Below are 24,011 nucleotides of genomic sequence, written 5' to 3'. Positions count from 1 at the left end.
CATACTGAAGGAATAGGTGGATTGATATTAATGTTAACAACAATATATTTTGAAGGGGAGTGCATCTATATACATCTGTTAATAATCGGATTTAACACTTTTACTCCTTAATTATTTTATAACTTATGTGTCTATATATCATGCATATATATTGAATATCTCAACTATTTAATCAGCTTTGCAGGTTGCCGGAGTCAGATAAGTGGCTTTTTTTGTTAAAATAGTGGATTGCCAATAATTTAAATAGATATATATCAGTTATATAGCTACTAAATAAGAAGTAAATATCTATATTTTAATTCGCGATTTAAGCTGGTGATACAGATGTTGGCAATCATTACGTGAACAATTGTTGACAGTGCAATTTACTTTTGTGGTTTACAAAGATATATTGAATTTGTTTCTGATTGTGAATAATGTTTTATACATTTGTATCATCTTTGAATACCCGTTTTTATTCATTTTATGATCTCCTTCCATCATGAGAGAACGTATCAGACAGATAATGGAGAATGAGAATCTGACACCGGCCAAATTTGCCGATAAGTTACAGATTAACAGGGCCAATATTTCTCACATATTGAACGGGAGAAATAACCCCAGCCTGGATGTGGTGGCCAGGATATTGTCGGAAATGCCATACATCAACAGTGAATGGCTGATTAATGGCACCGGGGAGATGTATAAAAGGGGATTCGATGTGAACTCCATCCCGTTAGAGCACGATTTATTCCACCAGAGTCCCGCTCCATCACACCAGGAGGAGCTGCGTGTTGAAAAAAAGGAAGCATCCGAAGTTATTGAAGCGGAAAAACGGACTCAACCAGTTGAAACAAAGAGTGTTGTTGTGAATGAAAATCGTGAAAAAAAAATCAGTCAAATAATCATCTATTATAACGACAACACCTTCGAGACTTTCCTGCCCCAGTCGGCTAAATAGATCTGCCTTTTCGCAATTTCTAACCGGTGAATTTGTATCTTTGATTTTAGCGGTATCACCCCTAAACGTAGGTCAATGCATACAACCCTTGAAAGAAGAGGCAACAGCGCTGCTGCAGGCCGGAAGATCGATAGAGGCAGAAAAGGCATAGAGCCCTCTCGGACCCCGGGAGCTCCGCTGCGTACCATTGATGCGGTTGCGCTAATTATAGGCATTGTGGTAGGAGCAGGAATTTTCAGGACACCCTCGGTTGTTGCGGCAAACGTATCAGGCGAATTCTGGTTACTATGCCTGTGGGGCTTTGGAGGTATCGTTTCTCTGACCGGTGCACTCTGTTATGCGGAACTGTGCACGGCTTTTCCAAGCAGAGGAGGCGAATATTATTTTTTAAAAACTGCCTTCGGCAGAGGATTCTCCTTTTTGTATGCCTGGTCCCGCATTACGGTTATCCAGACCGGTTCCATTGCAATGCTGGCCTATATTGCGGGCGACTATATGGCACGACTCTTTCCGATCGGCGATTTTTCGGCAGCAATTTACGCGACAGCTGTTGTGGTGATACTTACGTTGGTCAATGTATCAGGCATTCACCTGGGGACAGCCCTCCAGAAACTTCTTACTGCACTGCAGTTTACCGGAATTGCAATCATAATTTCAGTGGGACTTTCTCTACCGTCCGCTTCACTCCCTATCTCCATTCCGGCCGCGGAATCAACACCTGAATTTTCATCGATCGGTCTGGCACTGCTCTTCGTGTTGCTCTCTTTTGGAGGGTGGAATGAGGCTGCCAATATCTCATCCGAGTTGAAGTCGGGCAGCAAAAGCATTGTAAAGGTCCTGGTATCCGCCATTCTTTTCATCACTCTGCTTTATCTCATGATCAATATGGTATTTCTGAAGGTGCTGGGACTGAAAGTCATGGCTGCTTCGGATGCCGTCGGAGTTGAGATGATGAAGGTCACCCTCGGCGATAAAGGTGTCATATTGATAGGAATGTTGGTGACCTTGTCGGCGCTGACATCTCTCAATACGACAATTTTTACCGGATCGAGATCCAGTTATGCGCTGGGGAGGGACTACAACCAGCTTGCCTTTTTAGGAGAATGGAGCGGTAAAAGATCCGCACCGGTGAACGCCCTCTATCTGCAAGGGACAGTTGCGGTGTTGCTCATACTCTTCGGGGCATTCACTCGAAGCGGATTTGAAGCGATGGTCGATTTTACGGCGCCGGTATTCTGGTTTTTCTTTATGTCAATCGGGTTGGCCCTGATTGTATTGAGACATAAGCGGCCCGATAATTCGAGACCATTCAGCGTTCCGCTCTATCCGGTAACCCCGCTGCTCTTCATCATAGTTTGCGGTTATTTATTCTACTCCAGCCTTTCCTACACCGGCAACGGGGCATTACTGGGTGTAGCACTTCTGCTTGCCGGACTCCTCTTTTATTTGACCTGCAGCCGAAAATGAAATGAGAGAACGTGTAGCGGCAGATGGCAAAAATTGAAAAATATAGTGTAAATTTGTACCCGATAAAGTTTTCATGATGAAAGTACTCGATTTCATAGTCCGCTCAAACGAATCGCTCAACTACCAGAACAACCTGATCAAGGTTGCCCCGATCGACAACGAACCGCTGCCTGAAATGCTTCCAGGGCAGTTTGTACAGGTGCTGGTGGACAATTCCAACGCCATATTTCTCCGTAGACCCATATCTATCAACTTCGTAGCGAGGGAGAGGAATGAGATCTGGCTGCTGGTACAGCGTGTGGGTGAAGGGACCCGAAAAATATGCGAGTCAGCCGTCGGCCAGAAACTCAATCTGGTCTTCCCGCTCGGCAACTCCTTTACAATTCCCCAGCGTGCGGGCAGCTATCTGCTTGTGGGTGGAGGTGTGGGTACGGCCCCCCTGCTTTTTCTGGGTAAAAAGCTGAGTGAAAAAGGGTTTATCCCTCAATTTCTGCTGGGTGGCCGTACCGGCAGAGATATTCTTCAACTCAGCGAATTTGAGGCGTTGGGGAGCGTCAGCTGCACCACCGAAGATGGATCATTGGGGGAAAAAGGGTATGTGACCGACCACTCCATCTTGCGTGAGAACAGATTTGATTTCATCTATACGTGCGGACCCAAGCCGATGATGGTGGAAGTAGCCCGCTATGCAAATGCAACCGGGAGCGGCTGTGAAGTATCGCTCGAAAACCTTATGGCATGCGGTTTTGGGGCCTGCCTCTGCTGCGTAGAAAAGACAACCCGGGGAAACCGTTGTGCCTGTACCGATGGTCCCGTCTTTAACATCAATGAACTCACATGGATAGATTAAGTGTAAAGATAGGTAATCTGAAGTTGCAAAACCCCGTGACCACGGCATCCGGTACTTTCGGTTACGGAGTGGAATATGCCGATTTTGTCGATCTGGACCGGCTGGGAGCAATTTTTGTGAAGGGGACCACGGTGGAGCCCAGAGAGGGGAACGATTACCCGAGGATGGCCGAAACCCCCTCCGGGATGCTCAACTCCGTCGGACTGCAAAACAGGGGGGTGGACTACTTTGTCGGGCAGATCTATCCCGGAATCAAGGACTACAATACCCATATCGTCGTCAACGTATCGGGTTCCACCCTCGAAGATTACGTGCAATGTGCCCAAAAATTGGTCGACCTGGAGAAGGTTCCCGCCATCGAACTGAACATCTCCTGCCCCAATGTAAAAGAGGGCGGAATGGCTTTCGGTACCTCCTGCCGGTCGGCCGCAGCGGTGACCAGGGCAGTGCGGGATGTCTATCCCAAAACGTTGATCGTGAAACTGTCGCCCAACGTCACCGATATTGCCGAGATTGCCCGAGCGGTTGAAGATGAAGGAGCCGACTCGGTCTCGCTGGTAAACACCTTCCTGGGAATGGCCATCGATGCAGAGAGAAGAAGACCCCGGCTCTCCACGGTGACCGGGGGATTGTCGGGTCCATGCATCAAGCCGATCGCACTGCGCATGGTATGGCAGGTCTACAATGCCGTAAAGATCCCGGTTATCGGAATGGGAGGAATCTCAAGCGCTACCGATGCCATTGAATTTATGCTGGCGGGCTCTACAGCCATACAGATCGGCACCTATAACTTTATCGACCCCGCAATTTCGATGAAGGTGATCGATGGTATTGAGGACTATCTCAAGAGGCATAAGCTGAATTCAGTCAGCGAAATAATAGGCAAACTTGAAATTTAATATTTTTTTGCTCCCGTTTGCGTGACAAAATTATCAAAATGGATATTTGCTTGGAAAATATTTTACAAATTGAATATTTGATGTATCTTTGTGGAATATTACAACAATGAACCATACAAAATGTCAAATCTGATCATTCCAAAAGGATACAAACCCCTGTTAAACCTTAGACAGACGGAGCTGGGAATCAAGAAAATCAAGGATTTTTTCCAACTGAATCTGGCATCGGAGCTTCGATTGCGCCGTGTTACTGCACCGCTTTTCGTGGCAAAAGGTACCGGTATCAACGACGATCTGAACGGGGTGGAGCGCCCGGTCAGTTTCCCCATCAAGGATATGAACGATACCGTTGCCGAGATTGTCCACTCTCTGGCCAAATGGAAACGGATGACCCTGGCCGATTATGGAATTGAAAAGGGATACGGTATCTATACCGATATGAATGCCATCCGGGCTGACGAAGAGCTCGACAATCTCCATTCATTATATGTCGACCAGTGGGATTGGGAGTTGGTTATCGACGAGAGCGAGCGGCGGGTCTCTTTCCTGAAGGATATTGTGAGACGAATCTACAGCGCCATGCTCCGGACCGAATATCTGGTGCATGAAGCCTTTCCCCGGTTGATACCCGAACTCCCGCGGGAGATCACCTTTATCTCGTCCGAAGAGCTGTTGCAGCGATATCCCGATCTCTCCCCCAAGGAGCGTGAGGATGTCATCACTAAAGCGTGCGGTGCCGTATTCATCATCGGCATTGGCGGGAAGTTGTCCAACGGGGAACCCCACGATGGCAGATCTGCCGATTACGACGACTGGACAACGCTCAACGAGGAGGGTTTTGAGGGATTGAACGGCGATCTGCTAGTCTGGAACTCGGTACTCGGAAGAGCGATGGAACTCTCCTCAATGGGAATCCGTGTAGACCGGGAGGCGTTGCTGAAGCAGTTGAAGATCAAAAATGAGGAGGGAAAACTGGAGCTCTTTTTCCATAAACGGCTGATCAACGGTGAACTGCCACTCTCCATTGGAGGAGGAATCGGGCAGTCACGCCTCTGCATGTACTACCTTCGCAAAGCGCACATTGGGGAGATCCAGGCCAGTATTTGGCCGAAAGAGATGCGGAAGGAGGCGGCCGACAACGACATTTTTCTGATTTAGTCCAGAATTGCTGCTCTATTGTCGCCCGAAATTTCCACTTTCTATCGCTTTTTTTGTATTTTTGTTTATTCAGTAAAACCGACTGCTCCAGCAGTCTATCCCCGAGTGAACCGTTATGAATGTAAAAATTGAAGAGAGCTGGAAACAACGGTTAAGTAACGAGTTTGAAAAACCCTATTTCAAGGCACTGACCGATTTTGTCCGCCAGGAGTATTCCACACGAACAGTCTATCCACCGGCAAAGCTGATTTTCAACGCATTCGACCAATGTCCGTTTGATCAGGTAAAAGTGGTCATTGTAGGTCAGGATCCCTATCACGAACCGGGCCAGGCCAATGGATTGTGTTTCTCGGTCAACGACGGAGTGGATATTCCCCCGTCGCTCGTCAATATCTACAAGGAGATCCGTGATGACCTGGGCAGGCCGGTTCCAACATCGGGTAACCTGGAGAGGTGGAGCAGGCAGGGTGTCCTCCTGCTGAATGCGACGCTCACCGTCAGGGCCCATCAGGCCGGTTCGCATCAGCATAAAGGGTGGGAGGAGTTTACCGATAACGTCATCCATCACCTGGCCACCGAGCGGGAAAATCTGGTTTTTATCCTTTGGGGGGCCTATGCCCAGAAAAAAGGGGCGGCAGTCGATACGAATAGACATCTTGTATTGAAATCTCCACACCCTTCGCCATTGTCTGCTCACCGTGGATTCTTTGGAAACAAGCATTTTAGCAAAGCAAACGCCTATTTGATATCAAAAGGCATTACTCCTATCGAGTGGTAGCTTATGAAACGTGCAGCAACCCTTCCTATACTGATATTATTCGCCTCATTGCCCTTTGTCACCACCTTTTCACAGACGGTCGACTTCAAGGCGGAGGATCGTGAGATTTTCGAGCGGTATGCGAAATATATCGCTCCCTACCGGTCGCAAACGCTGGAGATGATATTGCACCATACTGCCGTTTACTTTCTCGGCACGCCTTATGTCGGAGGGACACTGGACAGGAACAATACCGAAAAGGTAGTGATCAACCTGAGGGAGATGGACTGCGTCACTTTTGTGGAGTCGGTAATCGCCCTTGCCCTTACAGCTGCTTCCGATGACCTTTCGTTCGATCAATTTGCTGCAAGGATAGAGCGGATCAGGTACCGGAACGGAATTGCCGGCGGGTATGATTCCCGGTTGCACTATACCTCCGACTGGGTGTACGACAACGTCAGGAAGGGAATCCTGTCGGAATCGGCCAGGCAGTTGGGTGGAATCCGCGAGACGAAACCGATCGATTTCATGACCGCGCACCGGTCCGCCTACCGCGCACTGGAAAAAGATGATGAGATGCTGGGAAAGATCAGGGCGATCGAAGAGTCTATCAATGCCAGGGGTGGGTTCTACTACCTCCCCAAAGGCGAAATCGAGTCAAAAAAGGATGCTATACCGCACATGGCCATGATCGCCTTCACAACCTCCGTAGAGGGTCTCGATACGTCGCATACCGCTTTTGCCTACAAGAGCGAGGGGAGGCTGACCTTTATCCATGCCTCCAGCGCCAGGAAAAAAGTGGTGATCGACGAGACGACGTTGAGCGACTATTGTGAACGGCAGAAGTCGTGCACCGGAATCATGGTGATGCCGGTGCTGGGAGATCATTCCAACGAATGATCGTCACTGTTTTTGGTTTTCTTCTTCTTCTTTTCACCCATAAACCACCGGTCTGCCCTCTTGAACGTGGTGTTGATAAGGATGATCAACAGCGTGGAGATCAGCAGCTCCAGGTACATGCCCAGTCCCGCAAGTGACCCCAGGGCAGCGCTGCACCATATGGTGGCGGCGGTGGTAAGTCCCTGTACATTTATACCCTTGTGAAGGATAACACCGGCTCCCAGAAAACCGATTCCCGTGACGATCTGACCGATTATCCGGGTAGGATCGCCGCCATCTTGGGTTAGAATCACGTTGATCAGCACATAGATAGATGCGCCCATTGCTACCAGGGTATTGGTGCGGAATCCGGCACTCTTGTTGTTGATCTGACGTTCAAGTCCCACTGCGCCACCTGAAGCAACAGCCGCCAGCAGGCGAAAAACAAACTCCAATGTTGACATGATTAAAAAGATCCTATGAGTTGGTTCATGTCGGAGGCAAAGGCACTCATTCTTTGCCACTCATCCGGACTCATTTCCGGAATAACCTCCTTTTCATCTATCTCTACAGGGATTAACCTGTATTTCAGTCTCCCGTCTTCACTAAATTTCCTTACCCAGACCAGCGAATAATCGCAAGAGGCTATCCTGGCCGGGCTATTCTCGTTCTCCTTCACAATCACAATCTCGGCTATTGCCCCGCCGTCGGTATTTGGCCTTTGTTGATTGGAGATAAAGTTGCCGAGTGAATAGTAAACCACGCTTTCGATATTTCCATCCCGGCGGTTGGCGACAATCGGCTGAACCACGTGCGGATGGTTGCCGATAATGATAGAGACTCCATTTCTGACAAGAAAACTGGCCAGGTCACGCTGTTCGCGGCTGGGAGTTGTGCTGTACTCGTTCCCCCAGTGCATGTTGGCAATGACCATATCGGGATAATATAGCCTCGTCAGGCGGAGATCCCGCTTTATCTGCACTGTATCCATACTGTTTACGATATTGGGCGGTGCAACCACAAGCCCGTTGGTGTCGTAGGTATAGTTCAGAAAGGCCATCCGGATACCATTCCTAATGATCATCAGGGGGTAGTTCAACCCCCGGCTCTCCTTCGAACGGAATACTCCGGTATGCTTTATCCCGATCGAGTCTAACACCCTGATGGTACGCTCCAATCCTCTTTGGCCCTTGTCGACTATATGATTGTTGGCCAGAAAAAAGAGATCAAATCCGGCATCTTTCAGTGCAATGGCGAACTGATCGGGCGCGCTGAATAGCGGATATCCCGTATAGGGTTTACCGGCCAACGTGGTCTCGAAGTTGAGACAGGCGATGTCGGCCGACTCGACCCTCTCCTTCAGCAGATAGAAGCAGGAGTCGTAACTGTACCCCTCCGCTGTCCGGGCAGCTTCTATCTGCGGTAGATGCTGCATGGCATCACCGGCAAAGAGCAGCCTTACCTGTTTCTCCTGGGCTTGAGAAAGCGGAAAAATCAGGAACAGAAGCAGGATCATGGCTGTCAAACGGGTGGCCATACAGATATCGGTAATGTTATGCTCTCTCCGGCTGGGGCTGGAGTGTCCGGTCGTAGAGTTCCCTGTTCTTCAGCACCTCCCTGGCTTTCTTCAGTACAGGATCGTCGCGGAGCTCGTACATCAATACCCCCTCCTTATAGTAGTACCGTTGCATGATCTCGGTTTCGATCATCTTCCGGATCTCCTTCCCGAAAAGCTCCAGATCCCGGTCGAGATCGGGTTGCAGCTTCTTCTTCAGAGCGTTGAACTCTTCCGAGGCATTTGAAAAATATCCCTCAAACTCCATGATCTCCTTCAACGATTGCAACGAACGGTTGCTCATCTGGTCGTACTGAAAATCGCGTCCCTTCACATACTGTTTGAACTCTTCGTAGTCGGCATCCGAAAGCTGGAAACTTTCGGGTGCATCCACAGTGGGATGCTTCATTGCCCACTCGGTCACGAAATTGAAGATAATGTTGTCGGCAAGCAGATAGTATCCGATTGTACCGCTCTTTTCCTGCGGAATGACATAATCGGGGATAATGCCGCCGCCGTCACGCACTTCACGCCCGTTTCTGGTCCTGAAAACCTGGGTCAGGCTGTCGGGTACACGCGCCACCGAGCCGTCAGGATTGCGGTGTGAATAGTCGAGTGCTTGAATGCAACGTCCGCTGGGGATATAATATTTCGAAGTGGTGATCTTGATGTTTCCTCCGTACGGCAGGTCACGCGGCGTCTGCACCAGCCCCTTGCCGAAAGAGCGGTTCCCGATGATAACTGCCCGGTCCAGGTCCTGCAGCGATCCGGCAACAATCTCGGAGGCCGAGGCCGAACCTGTATCGATAAGCACCACGATCGGCATAAGCGTGTCGATCGGCTGGTATTGGGTTCGGTACGACCTGTCCCATTGCTTCACCTTTCCCCGGGTGGAGACGATCTCCACACCTTTCTTCACGAAAAGGTTTACAACATTGACAGCTTCATCCAAGATACCACCACCGTTTCCGCGAAGATCGATCACCAGCGATTCGGCACCCCTCCTCTTCAGGTCCAGAACCGTCTCCTTTACCCTGTCGGAACTGCCGTTGGTGAAACCTGAAAAGTGGAGATAGCCAACATTGTCGTTCAATACATCGGCATATGTAATGGGATCGATCTCGATTTTCTCGCGTACCAGCTTCATTTCCCGCGATTTTTTCTCGCCGGGACGGTGAATCCTCAGTTTCAGTGAGGTGCCCGGCATCCCTTTCAGCTTGTCGCTGACCTCCTTCACCGTAGCCTTTCTCATATCCGAACCATCAATCTGAAGGATGGTGTCGCCGGCTTTCAGGCCGGCCCTGTCTGCCGGAAGCCCCTTATAGGGTTCGTTGATCACCACCCGGTTGTCGTTATAGGAGATGATCGCTCCAATACCCCCATATTCGCCTGTTGTCATGAATTGAAGATCTTTGATGTTCTCTTCTGCGTAGTACTCCGTATAGGGATCCATCCGGGCGAGCATGGTCCGTATGGTACTGTTGATCAAGCTATCCACCTTCACGCTGTCTACATAGAACATATCCAGCTCCCTGATAACGGAATTGAAAATGTCGATGCTCTTGTTGATATCGAAATACCGTTTGTTCTTGTCGGCTTGCGTAGTCTGCCCCATTGCGGTTGTCGTTACCAGCAGGATCAATATAAGAAAAGGAATTTTTTTCATGTTCTAAGAAAATCCGAAAAATGTTTTTGTCCTTATTTTTCTGTTTAGCTGACAAAGAAACGAATTTTTCAGGAATTTGCGGGACTGTTTTAGTTATATGTTTTTAAAATGGAGCAGGAAGTCGACTTTTTCAACTATCTTTGAGACGTTTTTTTCACAAAGTGATGCCCCGTATGAAGAGTAACTTCCGCCATATTCTCCTTCCCGTTCTAGTCGGTTTCCTGATATTCATAGTAACTTGCCTGCTCCGGTCGGACGATGTTCCCGATCTGCCACAGGTTGTGGCGTGGGACAAAGTTGCCCATTACGGGATGTTCTTCGTCCTGTCGGCCGTCTCCCTGTTCGATTATTACCAGCTGCATGGCGGTCGCCCCAGGATGGGACGCTGGTTATTTTGGGGAGGTGTTCTGCCTGTTATCTACGGCGGGATGATCGAATTGATGCAGAAGTACTTCTTCAGCACCCGGAGTGCCGAGATGGCCGATTTTGTGGCAGATCTCCTGGGTTCGGCCACCGCCGTGCTGATCGCTCTCTTTTTATATCAACGGAGACGAAAACAGGAAAAAAAACTATCTTTGTAGGACGGATCTATCAAATACATCTGACGATATGACAAAGCAGTTACTTTATGTTCTACTGGTCGCAGCGGTATGCTTTTCCTGCAACCGGGCAGAAAAGAAGAGCAGTATTGCCTCTCACAATACCATACAGGAGAGTGACGCGCGTCAATACCTGGTAAAGGTGGGAGACCCTGCTCCCGATTTTGAGATGAGTCTCCCCGACGGCAAGAAGGTGAGGCTCTCCGATTTGCGTGGAAAAGTGGTGATGCTGCAATTTACAGCAAGCTGGTGCGGAGTCTGCCGAAAGGAGATGCCACATATCGAGCGTGATATCTGGCAGAATCACAAGGATAATCCTCAGTTTGCACTCTTTGGCATCGACCGTGAAGAACCGGCAGAGAAGATTCAGGTTCTCCGCGACGCTACGGGCGTTACTTATCCCATCGGTATGGATCCCGACGGGGGAATTTTCGGGCTGTATGCCGAGAAGGATGCCGGCATCACCCGTAATGTTATTATTGATCGGGAGGGTAAGATCGTGATGCTTACCCGGTTGTTTGAAGAAGAGGAATTCGGCCAGATGGTTTCCTTGATCGACAGGATGGTGAATGGCGGGAGTGAAGAGTGATTCTCCCGGTTGTCAACAAACCCCTTAAACCTCAAGAAAATGAAATACGAAGATTTGAAAATCCTGGATCAGCTCCGTGAAAAAGGGAGCATAACCGAAGAGGAGTACCAGCGTGAAAAGGCAAAGATACTGAACGAGAGTCCCTCTTCATCTTTTTCGGGGAGCAAGCCCCTTTTCGGAATGGCGGAAAAGAGCTACCTGATGTTGATGCATCTCTCCCAATTGCTGGGACTGGTGATTCCGTTCGCCGGTTTTGCGGTGCCCGTTCTCCTCTGGATAGCCAACAAGGAGAACAATCCCAACGTGGATCTGCATGGCAAGAACATATTGAATTTCACGATCAGTTACCTCATCTACACTGCGATACTGGCGATTACCATTATCGGTATACCACTGCTCTTCGTTCTGGGTGTGGCTTACCTGATCTTTGTCATTATGGCCTCCGTCAAAGCCAACAATGGCGAATATTGGAGATATCCATTTATTATTCAATTTTTTAAATGATGAGTGAAGGTATTTTGTTGCAATATACTGGTGTTCAACTAAACAGAGAGGAAAATATAATTTTACGCGATGTAGACCTGAAGGTTAACCGGGGAGATTTCCTGTACATTATCGGTAAAGTGGGGTCGGGGAAAAGTACCCTGCTCAAGAGCATGTATGCCGAGATACCGATCGAGAAGGGCGATGCACGTGTCTTCGATTACCGGCTTCAGGACCTGAAGAGAAAAGAGATCCCTTACCTGCGACGGAAGATCGGCATCGTTTTCCAAGATTTTCAGCTCCTGATCGACCGTACGGTTGAGAAGAACCTGGAGTTTGTACTCCGGGCCACCGGCTGGAAAGAGAAGGGAGCCATCAGTAACCGTATCAATGAGGTTCTGGTGCAGGTTGGCATGCAGAACAAGACCTACAAGATGCCTCACGAACTTTCGGGAGGTGAACAGCAGCGCATTGTAATTGCCCGGGCGTTGCTCAACTCGCCCCTGCTTATCCTCGCCGATGAACCTACCGGCAATCTCGATCCGGAGACAGGCAGCCAGATCGTCGATCTGTTACAGCAGATCTCCGCAACAGGTACTGCTGTAATCATGTCTACCCACAACTATTCCATTGTCCAGACCTTCCCGGGGCGTATCATGAAGTGCGAGGAGATGGGGCTGGTCGACTTGAACCACCCTGCCTGACAACGCCATCGGTTTACTGGTTGAGATTGAACTTCAGGCTCATCCCCGCACTGGTGTTGGCCGTGGGATATGCTGATGAAGAGACCAGCGGGAGCTGGATGGTCTTGTCGAAAAATGCACGGAGGGTAACCGACTGGCTCAGTGAATAATCGGCCGAGAGGCGGATGGCGGTACTTTTCAATCCGCTGGTTGCCTGCGTAAACCGATCCTCTATCTTGCGAATCAGTACCTCTGTAATTTTGTGCGACAGATCCGCACGAAGAATCAGATCATTCGAGAACTCCTGTCCACCGTCGCCGTTGAACGGCTGTTCAGTCCGGTAGCGGGAGCTGTTCTTGGGCCGGCGACCGCTCTTCATGGAGTTTGAGCCGAAACCGATAATACGGTTAAAAGCCGGCATCCGGTAACCCAATCCAAAGAGCAGATCGTTCTCACTGCTCTCCACGATCTGGTAGGAGGCGATGTTCAGGTTGAGAGAGCGGGTGCGGTTGATCCGGAAATTGAGCATCATGTTGTTCTCCAGTACTCCCCGAGCCTCGATGAGCGGAGAGAATGACTCGATCAGGTTGACCGCGGAAATATCGTATGGCGATGATGGTACCGGTAGACCGGTCACTATGTCGTGAACGTAACCGAGGTCGGTTCCCTCTTCCAGCGGCACCCATCCGGTGAACGACGTGAATGAGCCAACACGGTACTGCGAAAGGTATTTGTGTGTGAGAATTAGCGATTTGAAGTTTCTCCGGAGTATCGGCAGGAGTTGAGTCACATTCCAGGCAATATCCCAGTTAGGCATGGCCGAGAGACGGTCGGGGAATGGAGTCAGCCCGATCTTCCCGGCATCCCCTCCCGTGTAGGCTGCTAGAAAAGCGGGAATCAGCACATCTACCGAATTGAGGTCGACTCGCCCGGCCGGCATGTACCGCCCATACCGGTCGCGTAACCTCTCCGCCACTACCTCCCGTTTCTCCAGGAACCGGTCGAACGATGCCGACCTGTAGTTGTTTCCGGCTGAATAGTGCTCAAATGCCGAGCCCAAGGTCAACGTGCTGATTGCAAAACTGCCCCCATATGTCTCGGGCATTCCGTCCAGCATATGCTGGAATTCTGTCCGCCGATTATTCTCATAGATGGCATTCAACCCTATCCTCAAGCCCCGAACTGGTTCAAGGATCGCCTCCAGGTTCAGGTTTTCCGTCTGCTGATACAGTGCCGGTGTGATGTTGTTGCTGTTTTTCACGAGCCAACGGTTTCGATCGGCCCTTTTCAGGAAATCTTCACCACCGTCGAATCCGAACGCGAAGCCCAACCCTGGGATCAGTCCCTCTACACTGTTTCCCTGTCCAAAAAAGTCGCCGACAACAGGATCGAAGCCTGGAATATCGTTTCTCGATCTCAATCCGAGATTCAGATTTACACTCCGCAGCATCATCGCTCCTTCCGCCAGGTATCTGCCGAGTGATGTACCGGAAGCCTGACCACCATTTTTCAGGAGTCCTGCCTTGCTGTAGAGCTGCGTTAGATTAAGCCGCCCGTTCAGGGTGAACGACAGGTCGTTCTGCAGGACATTACCGATCTTCTCGTCATGAATAAAGGCACCCCGTTCCCACCGGTAGCGGGAATTGTAAGCCGTGCTCACGCCTATCCACTCCAATGCCGGAATAAGCTGAAGGGGAAGCGTGTAGGTCACCTCTGCGCTCTGTTCATAATTGAGCGGCCTGCCCAGGCTGGTGATGCTCTGAACCACCGAATCCTTCCATATCTCGTAATCGTCACGGTTGAGTTTTTTGTTCACCTGAAGATAGGGCTCTTCAATTTCAGCGATGGTGCCAGAATGGAACGAGCTCTTCAGGTTCCGGGTCATCTCCCAGTTTACCGAGAAATCCCTGTTCCAGATAAAGTATTGACTGAATGTGATATATGCTCCCTTCGGCAAAGGGATAGCCGACAGTGAGCCGCTCAGATCACGCAACTGCGTCTCCTGGTAGTTACGTATCAGTCGGCTGCCGATCCGGATCGAATTTGGAAGATAATTGAGCTGGAGCTGCTTGGAAAGTTCAAGCGGTCTCACATTGGGCGTGTATCTGTATTCTGCCTGCAACCGCTGCGAGATGGTGTTGTTGTACTCGGTATCGGGACTCCGGAAGTGACTCTTGCCATAACCGTAACTGAGACTGAAATTTGCAGGATCATACGGCATCGGGTTGCGGCTTCTTATGTTCATCTTCACGTTATTCAGGCTCAAACTGCGGCTCGTGGTCCGCGTGACGGAGAGGTTGATGATCGAATCCGGTCCCGACAGCAGGATATCGGTGTTGAACGGATCATATTTTGGGGTGACCGTCTGGCTGGAATAGGCATAATGGAGGGGGGCCGACAGCTTGACCGGCTCTGGCAGGAACCTTCCCAGCTCCATGTTCATGGTGACACTCACCAGCGAGTAGTCGTCATTCCTGCGCTCCAGCAGACTCTGGTTGAGTGCCCCGAAACCTGCCGTCTCCATCCTTCCGGAGACCGTCACCGAGCCGATATCCGACAGGGCCAGGCTCACATTTCCCTGTGCAGCCCAACCGCCGTTTTCATCGAACTCACTCAACCGCAGTTCGTTTACCCACACCTCGATCGACTCGGTGGTGGTTGTCCTGTTCCTGATACCGATCATCATCACCTTCACTTCGGCAAGCGACGGATTTCCAACAACACCCACCCTGTTGCCGGGACGCTCCGGATCAGGTCCATAATATGGAACCCGGTACAATGCACCGCCGTCATCCCTTCTCTCCTCATTGCGTCTCATTTTCAGGCTCGTCAGCAGTTCAAGCGGAAAATCGAACCGGTTCGCGGGGTCCCAGACCCTCTCCTGATGTTCGGGAATATTGGTGTTATAATGTCCGGCGGGTGTCAATTTGAGCGGAATCTCATATTCATAGTAGTTGTCACGGTAGTCTGATCCGATACGCAAGAAGATGCTCATCTCGTCATCCTGCAGGCCGGGAGTGCCGTTCACCGTCTCCTCGGCGTGCACGAAGAGCTGAAGCCGTTTATAGCGTCGCAGGTCGTACATCACATTCTTGTAGATGGCCCGTGCATCACCCGGCTCCAGGTCACTCACTTTCAGCGAGATGGACTGCTCGTTCTGTTGTCGGAGCTGTGGCTGGGCCGGGTCGATGATCCGTGTCACCCCCGGCGGAAGAACATAGTTCACCGGAGTACGGTCGCCATTCTCCTCGATGCTCACTGTAGAGATCTCCAACTCTCCAGATCCCGGGAGATTGCCATCCGTCTGCAGGCTCTGGCCATATGCCCTCCATTCACTGCGCACCAGTTCCAATGTGGCAAAGCGAAGGAATATCGGCTGCCCGAAACCGGTCAGAAAGATCCGCATGAAGCGGATATTGTTGAATCCCTGGATGTTGCCTATGCGCGACTGGTATTCGCGGAGCGGAATCTTGAACTGGTACCAGTTCACCGTCTCCCTCTTCCCGTTACGCAATTGAACGGTCGCCTCGCGTTTGTCGACAATATAGTTGCTCCCAACGGTCATCATTCCGGGCCGGAGCTCTACCTTATACTGGTAATACGACTCATTCTCGTTCAGCGTATTGTCGTTGTCGATATCCTCCACGTCGGGCGTTGTGCGCGACGCGGTTGAGTAAGGCTGCGACTCATCGGGTGCAAGGGAGTTTCCCTCGGTACCGTTATAGTATTTGTAGCGGTCCAGGATGCCCACTCCGGCACGGTCCAGCTCTTCTCCCCGGTAATGTCTGAAATTGTCGCCCGAGGGATCATTCAACGGTGAATGTCTATCCCTGGCCATCTGCTGCAAGGTCTCATCCGAAAGTTTCGGGATGATCCCGTTCAGGTAGTTGACATAGGCAGGAAAACTTTTCTCCTGCTCCGTGCTCAGCCCGTTCAGTCCCACATCCTGCAGGCGGCGCGACTCGTTCCCGTTTGAGTTGTCGAACGCGTAGACGGTGGACTGGCGCAACGGATATCTACCCCATACGCTGGTGCCGACCGCAGTTGTATCGCCGTTCACCGGCAGGCCGTTTTCGAAGAACTTTCTACCATCTTTCAACACATCTTCCGAAATTTCGCCCAGGTTGATATAGAGGTCGCCACCCTGCAGGGCTCCCGCTTTATCATTTACAAACGGATCCATCAGCCAGAACTCGACATATTCGATGTTTGCAGCTTCGAAATCTCGAACCTCCATCTTTCGGGTGATTCCTCCCCACCGCTTTTCCGGATGGAGCAACTTTCCGTTTGAATCAACCTCGGTGTCGAGATTGTAGGGACCCCGTTCATTGGGATAGAAAGAGATATTGAGCACCGGGAGTGTGGGTGGTTCACCATAAATGATCTCTTTGTCGGGGAAGATCTCCCGCTCATATATCTCGCGCACCAGATGATTCGACAGCTGCTCCTTGTCATTTTTGATATGCGAGGGTGTGAGCGAAGAGTTGCGGTGTGTAAACATCCCGTCGATATGGAACCAGGCCATGTGTGCCCGGTTTTTCCCGTAATCGATATTGTTGGTCAGTGCCGCCTCGGGAAAGAGAGCGGTGGAGGTGTCGTTAAACGGTGTTGACGCCAGCGACCAGCCGTATGGGGAGCGGAGGTCGATTCTCGATGTGGAGGTTTCAAAATCGTCCAGGTAGGAGTAACCACCCGTATACCTGTTCCTGTAGTGTCCGGGAATCATCTGGGCGAACTCCAGGTTGCCCGTCAGTTGCGATGGTGCGGTAGCCTCTACAAACGGCAGCATGTCGAGCAACCGGGTAAAGGCATGCGACTCCTTCCGGAATGAGCTGTTCAGACCCCATAGGGTATTTTTGACCGCTTCATCGCCAAAGATGGTCTTGACAATCAGCGGCTTCTCGTAATAGTGCATCAGGGTGGCGCCAACGGTCAGATTCTTCGAGAAATCATATGACAGCTCCATCCCCATCATCGTTTTGCGCTGCATGCTGAATGTCGACCGATCCTCGAGTGTTACCGAGAGCGGCGTACCCGCATCCAGGATCGCCTGATTGAGAATGGTCACCGTCCCGGAGAGATAATCTACCGTATAGTCGACTCCCTCGTTCAAGGTAACGCCGTTGGCCGTTATCCTGACGGAACCGCGTGCCACATTGGTGGCATTCAGGTTGATCTCGGCATTCGAACTGCTCCGGTATCGGCCCGAGATCCTGAACTTGTTTTTTTCCGCAAACTGCCGGGCAACCGTCAGAGTGGAGTCGTAAAGTTGCTGGAAGAGGTATCTCTCCGCAACGGCATCGTCACCGATCTCTTTCCGGAGGTGCGAACCGAACGGCTCCAGTACTGGAAAGATGATCCGTCCATTATCGGTAGAGACGGTGTAGCCCTCCACAAAATCGAATGCTCCGTCGGGGTAGGGATCGTTTTTCATGTTCAGGTTGTCGAGATTCATCACCTTCAGCAACAACCTGTCGCGGATATTGCCTTCGGGAATGTAATCGAGATAGATACCGGTAGTATCGCTCAGATAGCTGATATTGAGCGCAAACTGCTCTTTCTGGATATTGTAGGCGCCATATCCCAACGAGTAGATGTTTTTCATCATCAGGTCCCAAGTATAGGATTGCGGCGATAGGGATACCGGTTTTAACAGCTTGAGAAACAGCGCCCCGTCGGGATAGGCGGCCGTTCCGTTGTTTTCGCGACCTACATCTCCGGAGAATTCTCCCACCTGGTAGACCTTGCCGTTATACCTGTATTCGTAGGCAACGGCCAGCACCTCGTCAGCCTGCAACGGCGTCCGCAGGGAGATATAGCCCAGTTGCGGCTGTAACCTATATTCGGAGGGAGAAAGCAACCTTGCACTCTCTATCTTCTCATAATCGCGTCCGATGGCCACGGAGGGGGGAAGGACCGATGCGACCCGGCTGATATCGCGTGCCGCTGCATAGGTCGACACCAGCTGACGGTACATCGTATTGGCCTCGTTGTGCGGTATAGCCTCACTGCCCGACGGTGACCAGAGGGGGTTATGGATGGCGTTCCGCTCCGCCAGGTCGGCAAATGCCACTACGTTGCGCACCTGATCATAGTTACCCCGCTTGTTGGTTATCCAAACCTCGATCCGGGTGATCGCAACCGGCGACTCGATATATGGCAACTTTGCCAGCGCCTTGTCGTAGTTCTCCCTGAAATAGTGTCCCAGCAGGAAATGGCGGTTTTCATCATACTGATCTGCAGTTAACTCGAATGGAGTGGTCTGGGTTGCCCCGCGCGAGTTGACGGAGCGGGACTCCGATTTCTGTTGCGACAAGACGGTGCTGACACGCAACTTGCCGAACTGCAGGTCAGATTTGATACCGAAAAGCGATGTACCGCCATTGATGAGCGAGTTTCTGGAGCTCATGCTCACGTTTCCCGCCTCGATATTCCTGATGATCTCATCCTCGTCACCCTGATAGGCCAGCTTGATCTGCCGGCTGTCAAAATCGAAAACACCCTCGGTATCGTAGCTGAGTCCGAAATTGATTTTGGTGCCGACACGGGCATTTACGTCAAGCTGGATCTTCGGGTCGAGATCGAGCCTGTTCCGCTTCCTGGAGCGTTCGGGCAGGGTGGGGTTGTCGATCCGGTTGCTTACTATGCCACTGCTAAGTTCAATCGATCCGTTGGTGGTGATCCGCACTCCGCCCGGACCGAAAATATCCTCTATCGGTGAATTGCCTTTGCGCCTGTCGAGCAACTGCAACGGCTCCCTTTTCGCAGGCCGGTCCTCTCTCCTTGATCTGTTCTTCTCCTTGAAGTATTTGCTATTCAGTTCATTGAACGAATATCTCATATACTCATCGGACGTCATGACCAACGGAGTACCGATTATCTTGTCGCCGACGATGTTTCGGATGATGTAGCGGTTGATCCTGTAATCGTAAATCACTTCGGTCTTCATATTCGATGGAGCCCGGAGTAACGTGTTCCACAAAGGGGAACTTGCGCCTGTCGTATCTTGCCGCTGTGCAGGAAGGGTGATTGTCCCGCCGACCAAAAGCAGGAGGATGAAGGCAAGTTTATGTATGGCCGTGCTTTTCAATGAACCACCTCATGTTACATCCGTTTCAGCGCCTCCTTGATGATAGCCTCTACCGATAGCGACGGGGACTCCTTGGCTATCCTTGACACCGCCTTTTCAGAAGCCTGTTTGGCAAATCCCAGCATCACCAGTGCGGAAACAGCCTCCTGGGCTGCTTCAGATGAGCTTGGGGTCGCCGGAACTTTTACGGTTGCACCCTCCTCGGTGAACTTGATCTTGTCTTTTAGATCGATAATGATCCGTTGTGCCGTCTTTGCGCCGATACCTTTTACCGACTGAAGAATGGCAATATTCTCGGAGGCGATGGCAGCCTCCAGTTCACGGGAAGTGAGTGACGAGAGTATCATCCTCCCTGTGCCGGGCCCCACACCCGATACGCTGATAAGATGCAAAAAGATCTCCCGCTCATGCTTGTCGGCAAAACCGAAGAGCTGATGAGCATCTTCACGTATCGATTCAACGATGTAGAGACGGGTCGTCGCCTGTCCGTTGAGTGCGGAGTAGGTGTTGAGTGAAATGTTTGCCTGGTAACCGATCCCGTTGCACTCGACCGTAACCGATGTGGGCGTCAGTTCAGTGATCTCTCCCTTGATGTAGTCAATCATAAACTTGAAAAATAACTGTACTCGATTCAATAAATATAACGGAAGGATTCTCCAAAAAGTATATTTTACCCCAACATTTTCATCATCTGCACAATGGCCATGTTGGTCGTCCGGTTGATGTTCTCTTCGCGGGATAAGCCGAACTGGTACCTCTGCGTCATCTGTCTGTCGTGCAACCGGGTGGAGATCCATACGGTTCCTACCGGATTCAACGCTGTTCCGCCATCGGGACCGGCAACGCCGGAAACGGCGATGGAGCAGTCGCTCTCCATTTTCGCCGCCACCTGCAGCGCCATCTCCTCCACCACCTCCCGGCTGACGGCTCCGAACGACTCGATCGCGCTGCGCGACACATCCAGCATGGAGATCTTGATCCGGTTATCGTACGAAACAACCGAACCCTTATAATATTCCGATGCCCCCGGCACCAGCGTTATGCGGTGAGCAATGTAGCCTCCGGTGCAGCTCTCGGCGGTTGAGATGGTCAGTTTTCTGCCTCTCAAGGCCTTTCCCAATAACAGCTCCACCGGTTCGTCGCTCTCGGCAACCAGCCGCTCCTGCAACTCCCTCTTGAGCTGTTCTGTCTGGAGCTGCATCTCCGGTAGCCGGCTCAGGCCACGGACCGAAAGCCGCAATCTGATCAACCCATTTGCAGGGAGATAGGCCAGTGAAAAATCCTCGGGAAGCTGCCTTTCAAACTTCTCCAACTGAAGGGCGAGCGACGATTCGGTGATTCCAGATACCAGGAAGTGCGATTTCAGGTACTCATCCTGCAGGAACCGGCTCTTCAAACGCGGTATGATCTCCTCCCTCATCGCCGATTTCATTTCGAACGGAACCCCCGGCATCGAGACCAGAAGCTGATTCTCCCGTTCGAACCAGAGCAGGGGGGCGGTTCCGACCCGGTTCTGGATTACTGTGCACCCTTGCGGCACATATGCTTGATTCCTTGTAGGTTCATTCAGCGTGAAGTTCCGTTTTGTAAAGAGCCGTTCGATCTGTTGAAGCACCTCCTGGTCAAAGGTCAGGCCGGTATGAAAATAATTGCAGAGTGCCCTCTTGGTGACATCGTCGCGGGTGGGGCCCACTCCGCCCGTCATCAGCACGATATCGGCACGTGAAAATGCGAAATCGATCCCTTTCGCAATATCTTCCTCGTTGTCGCCTACAGTTATAATGTTCACGATTTCAAATCCCTCACGGGTAAGTTCAGCCACCATCCATATCGAATTGGTATCTCTAATTTCTCCGATCAGGATCTCGTCTCCCACCGTTATGATCGCTATTTTCATTGTTAAAACCGATTTTTTACAAAATTAAGCGTTTGGAACCGATTTTTCCGAAATTATTTTCATTTAATTTTTCTTTTTCAATCAATTGTTATATCTTTGCAGTCCAAAAATCCGAAGCAACAAAAACAAATCATATCACAATGAAAAAAGAAATTCATCCCAGCAATTACCGCCCGGTAGTTTTCAAAGATATGTCGAACGATGAAATCTTCATTTCCCGTTCCACTATAAATGCCAAGGAGACCATTGAAATTGATGGTGTTACTTATCCTTTGGTAAAACTTGAAATCACCAGCTCATCACATCCATTCTACACTGGAAAACAGAAATTGGTGGATACTGCCGGACGTGTCGACAAGTTCATGAGCCGTTACGGCGATCGCAAGAAAAAATAATCCCTTGGCCGGGATATAATGGAAACGCGGTGATTCTCTTTCGAAAATCACCGCGTTTTTTGTACCGGTAACACCACCACTATAGGCTATTTAGGATAACCTACCGTCTGCGCCAGCAACACCTCATGAGATGCCGGCAGCTGTAGCAGCTCCTCAACTCTCTTCTTGTCGAATGAACCGCGCACAACGGTTGCCAACCCTTCCGAAGCGCAATAGAGATAGATGTTTTGTGCCACAAAACCGCAATCGGTATAGGCGTAATTCGTTGACGCCGCCTTTGCCAGATCGGAAACGAAGAGGAGATTGACCGGCGCGTCGGCAACGTATGGCTGCGTGCCCGAAATCTCCCTGTAATCGCCTTCCTTTACCAATGTCAGCTTATGTTCCCGCGCATTGTAGAAATAGATCCCCTTTTTCATCACCACGTAAAGTTCAAGTTCCTGTTTGTTTACGGCAGTGGGGGCAGTCCGTTTATCCTCGCGGTTGAATCCGTTGGCTGCCCAAAGCAGATTGGAGAGAACCTGGGCAGGCAGCTCCTTTTCCTGAAAAGAACGGGTAGATTTGCGTTCGCTCAGTGCCAGCATCAGCGGTTTTCCTCCCTTCTTGTCGGGAGCGGGAAGCCTGATCTCCTGTGCAACCAATGGAGCTGTCAGCAATAAGATCGAAAGTGAGAGAATCAATTTGTTCATGACGTCAATTTTAGATTTACCGTATGCAAAAATAACCAAATAATGGATAACCACAACCGGTAGATCAAGCTATTCAAATTATCCGGCAGGCTTGAAAATAAACTTTTATATGTAAATTTGCAACTATAACATAAGATCAGTCGATAATGAAGAAATCCCTTTTCGCCCTCATCCTTGTCACGATGTCGTTTTCTGCACATGCCCAGGGCATATTGAGCGACAGTGCCCGGATAAGCTTGTTGACCTGCGGGCCATGGTCGGGAGCTGTATATGCTTTCTACGGTCACACCGCCCTCCGTGTACAGGACGACTCTACCGGTATTGACGTAGTTTTCAATTACGGCTACTTCGACCCTTCACAGCCCAACTTCGTCTACCGTTTCATGCGGGGTGAGACCGACTATATCCTGGGAGCGACTCCATTTGAAACATTTATCGAAGAGTATATTTTTAAGCGGGTCTCTGTCCATGAGCAGGAGCTCAACCTCTCACAGGCTGAGAAACAACGGCTCTGGGAGGCGTTATACATCAATCACCTGCCGGAAAACAGGGGGTATCGCTACAACTATTTTTACGACAACTGTGCCACCCGCCCCAGGGATATGGTGGAACAGCATGCCGGCGGCACGATACTCTATCCTCCCATGCAGAAGGAACAGACCTACCGCGATCTCCTGCACGAATGCCTCTCTCCATATCCATGGAACAAGTTTGGCGTCGATCTGGTGATAGGGGCCGAAGCCGACCGGCCGATCGACGTCCGGGCCAGGATGTTTATCCCCTCCTACCTTAAAGAGTCGTTTGAAGGGGCCACGGTAGTAAAGAGCGACTCGGTCAGCTATCCGCTCGTCAAGAGTACCACAACGCTGCTGACCGGCACAAACCAGGCAAGGAGTGATCGCGAACAGGCTCTATGTTCTCCATTAATAGCAGCATTCGCGCTTCTGCTGATCACCATCATCATATCAGCTATCCAGTATGTTAAATGGAATAAAAGCCGGATACACCGGGTGTTCGACACCATCCTTTTCGGCGTGTATGGTCTGGGTGGATTGATTATCTTCTTTCTGATCTTCTTTTCGGAACATCCGGCCACCAATCCCAACTGGAATTTTGCCTGGCTAAATATTTTCTCGCTTGTCGCGGCCGTTTTATTTTGGGTAAAAGCGATGAAAAACGTGGTAAATATCTATCATTTTATTAACTTTGCAGTCCTAACCCTCTTTCTGCTTCTCTGGTGGTTACTGCCTCAACAGTTACCGTTGGCAAGCATTCCCTTCTCCATGTGCCTTTGGCTCAGATCGGGAATGAATCTGTTCATGCAGGTGAAAGGAAGAAAAACCAACAAGCGCTACGTTTCATCCAAATATATGAAGGCAGGTTGGGGCGAGTGAAGCGAAGCAGGGCCATGGAAT

General features: G+C 50.5%; 20 protein-coding genes. 13 read left to right on the top strand and 7 right to left on the bottom strand.

The window, feature by feature from the left end:
* Positions 1–481 precede the first annotated feature (481 nt).
* From ING2E5A_RS08215 to ING2E5A_RS08185, 7 genes are all read left to right on the top strand, one after another.
* Complete coding sequence (locus ING2E5A_RS08215; RefSeq protein WP_071136984.1) at positions 482–940, top strand: helix-turn-helix domain-containing protein; 459 nt, start codon at positions 482–484, stop codon at positions 938–940.
* Positions 941–1,015: 75 nt separating this feature from the next.
* Positions 1,016–2,407, top strand: a complete 1,392-nt coding sequence (locus tag ING2E5A_RS08210) for an APC family permease (RefSeq protein WP_083373263.1) — start codon at positions 1,016–1,018, stop codon at positions 2,405–2,407.
* Between the two features lie 73 nt (positions 2,408–2,480).
* Positions 2,481–3,257, top strand: coding sequence for a dihydroorotate dehydrogenase electron transfer subunit (locus tag ING2E5A_RS08205; RefSeq protein ID WP_071136983.1), 777 nt, complete (start codon positions 2,481–2,483; stop codon positions 3,255–3,257).
* On the top strand, positions 3,245–4,156 hold the full coding sequence (locus ING2E5A_RS08200; protein WP_071136982.1) for a dihydroorotate dehydrogenase: 912 nt from the start codon (positions 3,245–3,247) through the stop codon (positions 4,154–4,156). Before ING2E5A_RS08205 ends, ING2E5A_RS08200 begins: the two co-directional genes overlap by 13 nt.
* Before the next feature lie 120 nt (positions 4,157–4,276).
* Positions 4,277–5,314 (top strand): aspartate--ammonia ligase, encoded by a 1,038-nt coding sequence (asnA, locus tag ING2E5A_RS08195; RefSeq protein WP_071136981.1) that lies wholly within the window; start codon positions 4,277–4,279, stop codon positions 5,312–5,314.
* Between the two features lie 115 nt (positions 5,315–5,429).
* Positions 5,430–6,092 carry a uracil-DNA glycosylase gene (ung, locus tag ING2E5A_RS08190; protein WP_071136980.1) on the top strand — a complete coding sequence of 221 codons (663 nt, stop codon included), beginning with the start codon at positions 5,430–5,432 and terminating at the stop codon, positions 6,090–6,092.
* A 3-nt stretch (positions 6,093–6,095) separates the two neighbouring features.
* Entirely contained in the window at positions 6,096–6,971 is an 876-nt protein-coding gene (locus ING2E5A_RS08185; protein ID WP_071136979.1) for an N-acetylmuramoyl-L-alanine amidase-like domain-containing protein, read from the top strand.
* On the opposite strand, the gene ING2E5A_RS08180 is transcribed toward ING2E5A_RS08185, so the two are convergent.
* Genes ING2E5A_RS08180 through ING2E5A_RS08170 form a run of 3 tightly spaced genes read right to left on the bottom strand, consistent with a single transcriptional unit; the run spans position 6,956 to position 10,171 of the window.
* Positions 6,956–7,414 carry an MgtC/SapB family protein gene (locus tag ING2E5A_RS08180; protein WP_071136978.1) on the bottom strand — a complete coding sequence of 153 codons (459 nt, stop codon included), beginning with the start codon at positions 7,412–7,414 and terminating at the stop codon, positions 6,956–6,958. The two genes, ING2E5A_RS08185 and ING2E5A_RS08180, sit on opposite strands and share 16 nt — an antisense overlap.
* Positions 7,415–7,416: 2 nt before the next feature.
* A complete protein-coding gene (locus ING2E5A_RS08175) occupies positions 7,417–8,487 on the bottom strand; it encodes a CapA family protein (protein ID WP_071136977.1) in 1,071 nt (356 codons plus the stop codon).
* Between the two features lie 16 nt (positions 8,488–8,503).
* Positions 8,504–10,171 (bottom strand): S41 family peptidase, encoded by a 1,668-nt coding sequence (locus ING2E5A_RS08170; protein WP_071136976.1) that lies wholly within the window; start codon positions 10,169–10,171, stop codon positions 8,504–8,506.
* A gap of 173 nt (positions 10,172–10,344) precedes the next feature.
* Here ING2E5A_RS08170 and ING2E5A_RS08165 point away from each other — a divergent pair, with 173 nt between their 5' ends.
* Genes ING2E5A_RS08165 through ING2E5A_RS08150 form a run of 4 tightly spaced genes read left to right on the top strand, consistent with a single transcriptional unit; the run spans position 10,345 to position 12,546 of the window.
* The gene (locus tag ING2E5A_RS08165; protein ID WP_143102526.1) at positions 10,345–10,752 is read left to right on the top strand and encodes a VanZ family protein; all 408 of its coding nucleotides are present in this window, start codon (positions 10,345–10,347) and stop codon (positions 10,750–10,752) included.
* 28 nt (positions 10,753–10,780) lie between these two features.
* Entirely contained in the window at positions 10,781–11,359 is a 579-nt protein-coding gene (locus ING2E5A_RS08160) for a TlpA family protein disulfide reductase (RefSeq protein ID WP_083373262.1), read from the top strand.
* Positions 11,360–11,398: 39 nt separating this feature from the next.
* Positions 11,399–11,863 carry a DUF4870 domain-containing protein gene (locus ING2E5A_RS08155; RefSeq protein WP_071136974.1) on the top strand — a complete coding sequence of 155 codons (465 nt, stop codon included), beginning with the start codon at positions 11,399–11,401 and terminating at the stop codon, positions 11,861–11,863.
* Positions 11,863–12,546, top strand: coding sequence for a cell division ATP-binding protein FtsE (locus ING2E5A_RS08150; RefSeq protein ID WP_071138274.1), 684 nt, complete (start codon positions 11,863–11,865; stop codon positions 12,544–12,546). The genes ING2E5A_RS08155 and ING2E5A_RS08150 overlap by 1 nt, the downstream gene beginning before the upstream one ends.
* A gap of 13 nt (positions 12,547–12,559) precedes the next feature.
* Here the strand turns inward: ING2E5A_RS08150 and sov are convergent, their stop codons facing one another.
* The 3 genes from sov to ING2E5A_RS08135 all read right to left on the bottom strand — a co-directional run bounded on the left by sov (position 12,560) and on the right by ING2E5A_RS08135 (position 21,512).
* Positions 12,560–19,507, bottom strand: coding sequence for a T9SS outer membrane translocon Sov/SprA (sov, locus tag ING2E5A_RS08145; RefSeq protein WP_323726909.1), 6,948 nt, complete (start codon positions 19,505–19,507; stop codon positions 12,560–12,562).
* A gap of 122 nt (positions 19,508–19,629) precedes the next feature.
* Positions 19,630–20,220, bottom strand: a complete 591-nt coding sequence (gene ruvA, locus ING2E5A_RS08140) for a Holliday junction branch migration protein RuvA (protein ID WP_071136972.1) — start codon at positions 20,218–20,220, stop codon at positions 19,630–19,632.
* A 65-nt stretch (positions 20,221–20,285) separates the two neighbouring features.
* The gene (locus ING2E5A_RS08135) at positions 20,286–21,512 is read right to left on the bottom strand and encodes a CinA family nicotinamide mononucleotide deamidase-related protein (protein ID WP_071136971.1); all 1,227 of its coding nucleotides are present in this window, start codon (positions 21,510–21,512) and stop codon (positions 20,286–20,288) included.
* 140 nt (positions 21,513–21,652) lie between these two features.
* Here ING2E5A_RS08135 and ING2E5A_RS08130 point away from each other — a divergent pair, with 140 nt between their 5' ends.
* The gene (locus tag ING2E5A_RS08130) at positions 21,653–21,907 is read left to right on the top strand and encodes a type B 50S ribosomal protein L31 (RefSeq protein WP_071138273.1); all 255 of its coding nucleotides are present in this window, start codon (positions 21,653–21,655) and stop codon (positions 21,905–21,907) included.
* Positions 21,908–21,993: 86 nt separating this feature from the next.
* Here the strand turns inward: ING2E5A_RS08130 and ING2E5A_RS08125 are convergent, their stop codons facing one another.
* Positions 21,994–22,596: a SagB/ThcOx family dehydrogenase gene (locus ING2E5A_RS08125; RefSeq protein ID WP_071136970.1), complete on the bottom strand. Its 603-nt coding sequence runs from the start codon at positions 22,594–22,596 to the stop codon at positions 21,994–21,996.
* A 146-nt stretch (positions 22,597–22,742) separates the two neighbouring features.
* Here ING2E5A_RS08125 and ING2E5A_RS08120 point away from each other — a divergent pair, with 146 nt between their 5' ends.
* Positions 22,743–23,990, top strand: coding sequence for an Lnb N-terminal periplasmic domain-containing protein (locus ING2E5A_RS08120; protein ID WP_071136969.1), 1,248 nt, complete (start codon positions 22,743–22,745; stop codon positions 23,988–23,990).
* Positions 23,991–24,011 lie beyond the last annotated feature (21 nt).

The sequence above is a fragment of the Petrimonas mucosa genome, assembly GCF_900095795.1.
Classification (GTDB): Bacteria; Bacteroidota; Bacteroidia; order Bacteroidales; family Dysgonomonadaceae; genus Petrimonas; species Petrimonas mucosa.
The sequence above is the reverse complement of the archived record's forward strand: the minus strand, read 5'-3'. Positions and strand labels throughout refer to the sequence as shown.

What these genes read in the sequence shown, in the direction of transcription:
- ING2E5A_RS08215 (WP_071136984.1), top strand. Translation starts at nt 482, where the DNA reads ATGAGAGAACGTATCAGACAGATAATGGAGAATGAGAATCTGACACCG.
- ING2E5A_RS08210 (WP_083373263.1), top strand. Translation starts at nt 1,016, where the DNA reads ATGCATACAACCCTTGAAAGAAGAGGCAACAGCGCTGCTGCAGGCCGG.
- ING2E5A_RS08205 (WP_071136983.1), top strand. Translation starts at nt 2,481, where the DNA reads ATGATGAAAGTACTCGATTTCATAGTCCGCTCAAACGAATCGCTCAAC.
- ING2E5A_RS08200 (WP_071136982.1), top strand. Translation starts at nt 3,245, where the DNA reads ATGGATAGATTAAGTGTAAAGATAGGTAATCTGAAGTTGCAAAACCCC.
- asnA (WP_071136981.1), top strand. Translation starts at nt 4,277, where the DNA reads ATGTCAAATCTGATCATTCCAAAAGGATACAAACCCCTGTTAAACCTT.
- ung (WP_071136980.1), top strand. Translation starts at nt 5,430, where the DNA reads ATGAATGTAAAAATTGAAGAGAGCTGGAAACAACGGTTAAGTAACGAG.
- ING2E5A_RS08185 (WP_071136979.1), top strand. Translation starts at nt 6,096, where the DNA reads ATGAAACGTGCAGCAACCCTTCCTATACTGATATTATTCGCCTCATTG.
- ING2E5A_RS08180 (WP_071136978.1), bottom strand. Translation starts at nt 7,414, where the DNA reads ATGTCAACATTGGAGTTTGTTTTTCGCCTGCTGGCGGCTGTTGCTTCA.
- ING2E5A_RS08175 (WP_071136977.1), bottom strand. Translation starts at nt 8,487, where the DNA reads ATGGCCACCCGTTTGACAGCCATGATCCTGCTTCTGTTCCTGATTTTT.
- ING2E5A_RS08170 (WP_071136976.1), bottom strand. Translation starts at nt 10,171, where the DNA reads ATGAAAAAAATTCCTTTTCTTATATTGATCCTGCTGGTAACGACAACC.
- ING2E5A_RS08165 (WP_143102526.1), top strand. Translation starts at nt 10,345, where the DNA reads ATGAAGAGTAACTTCCGCCATATTCTCCTTCCCGTTCTAGTCGGTTTC.
- ING2E5A_RS08160 (WP_083373262.1), top strand. Translation starts at nt 10,781, where the DNA reads ATGACAAAGCAGTTACTTTATGTTCTACTGGTCGCAGCGGTATGCTTT.
- ING2E5A_RS08155 (WP_071136974.1), top strand. Translation starts at nt 11,399, where the DNA reads ATGAAATACGAAGATTTGAAAATCCTGGATCAGCTCCGTGAAAAAGGG.
- ING2E5A_RS08150 (WP_071138274.1), top strand. Translation starts at nt 11,863, where the DNA reads ATGAGTGAAGGTATTTTGTTGCAATATACTGGTGTTCAACTAAACAGA.
- ruvA (WP_071136972.1), bottom strand. Translation starts at nt 20,220, where the DNA reads ATGATTGACTACATCAAGGGAGAGATCACTGAACTGACGCCCACATCG.
- ING2E5A_RS08135 (WP_071136971.1), bottom strand. Translation starts at nt 21,512, where the DNA reads ATGAAAATAGCGATCATAACGGTGGGAGACGAGATCCTGATCGGAGAA.
- ING2E5A_RS08130 (WP_071138273.1), top strand. Translation starts at nt 21,653, where the DNA reads ATGAAAAAAGAAATTCATCCCAGCAATTACCGCCCGGTAGTTTTCAAA.
- ING2E5A_RS08125 (WP_071136970.1), bottom strand. Translation starts at nt 22,596, where the DNA reads ATGAACAAATTGATTCTCTCACTTTCGATCTTATTGCTGACAGCTCCA.
- ING2E5A_RS08120 (WP_071136969.1), top strand. Translation starts at nt 22,743, where the DNA reads ATGAAGAAATCCCTTTTCGCCCTCATCCTTGTCACGATGTCGTTTTCT.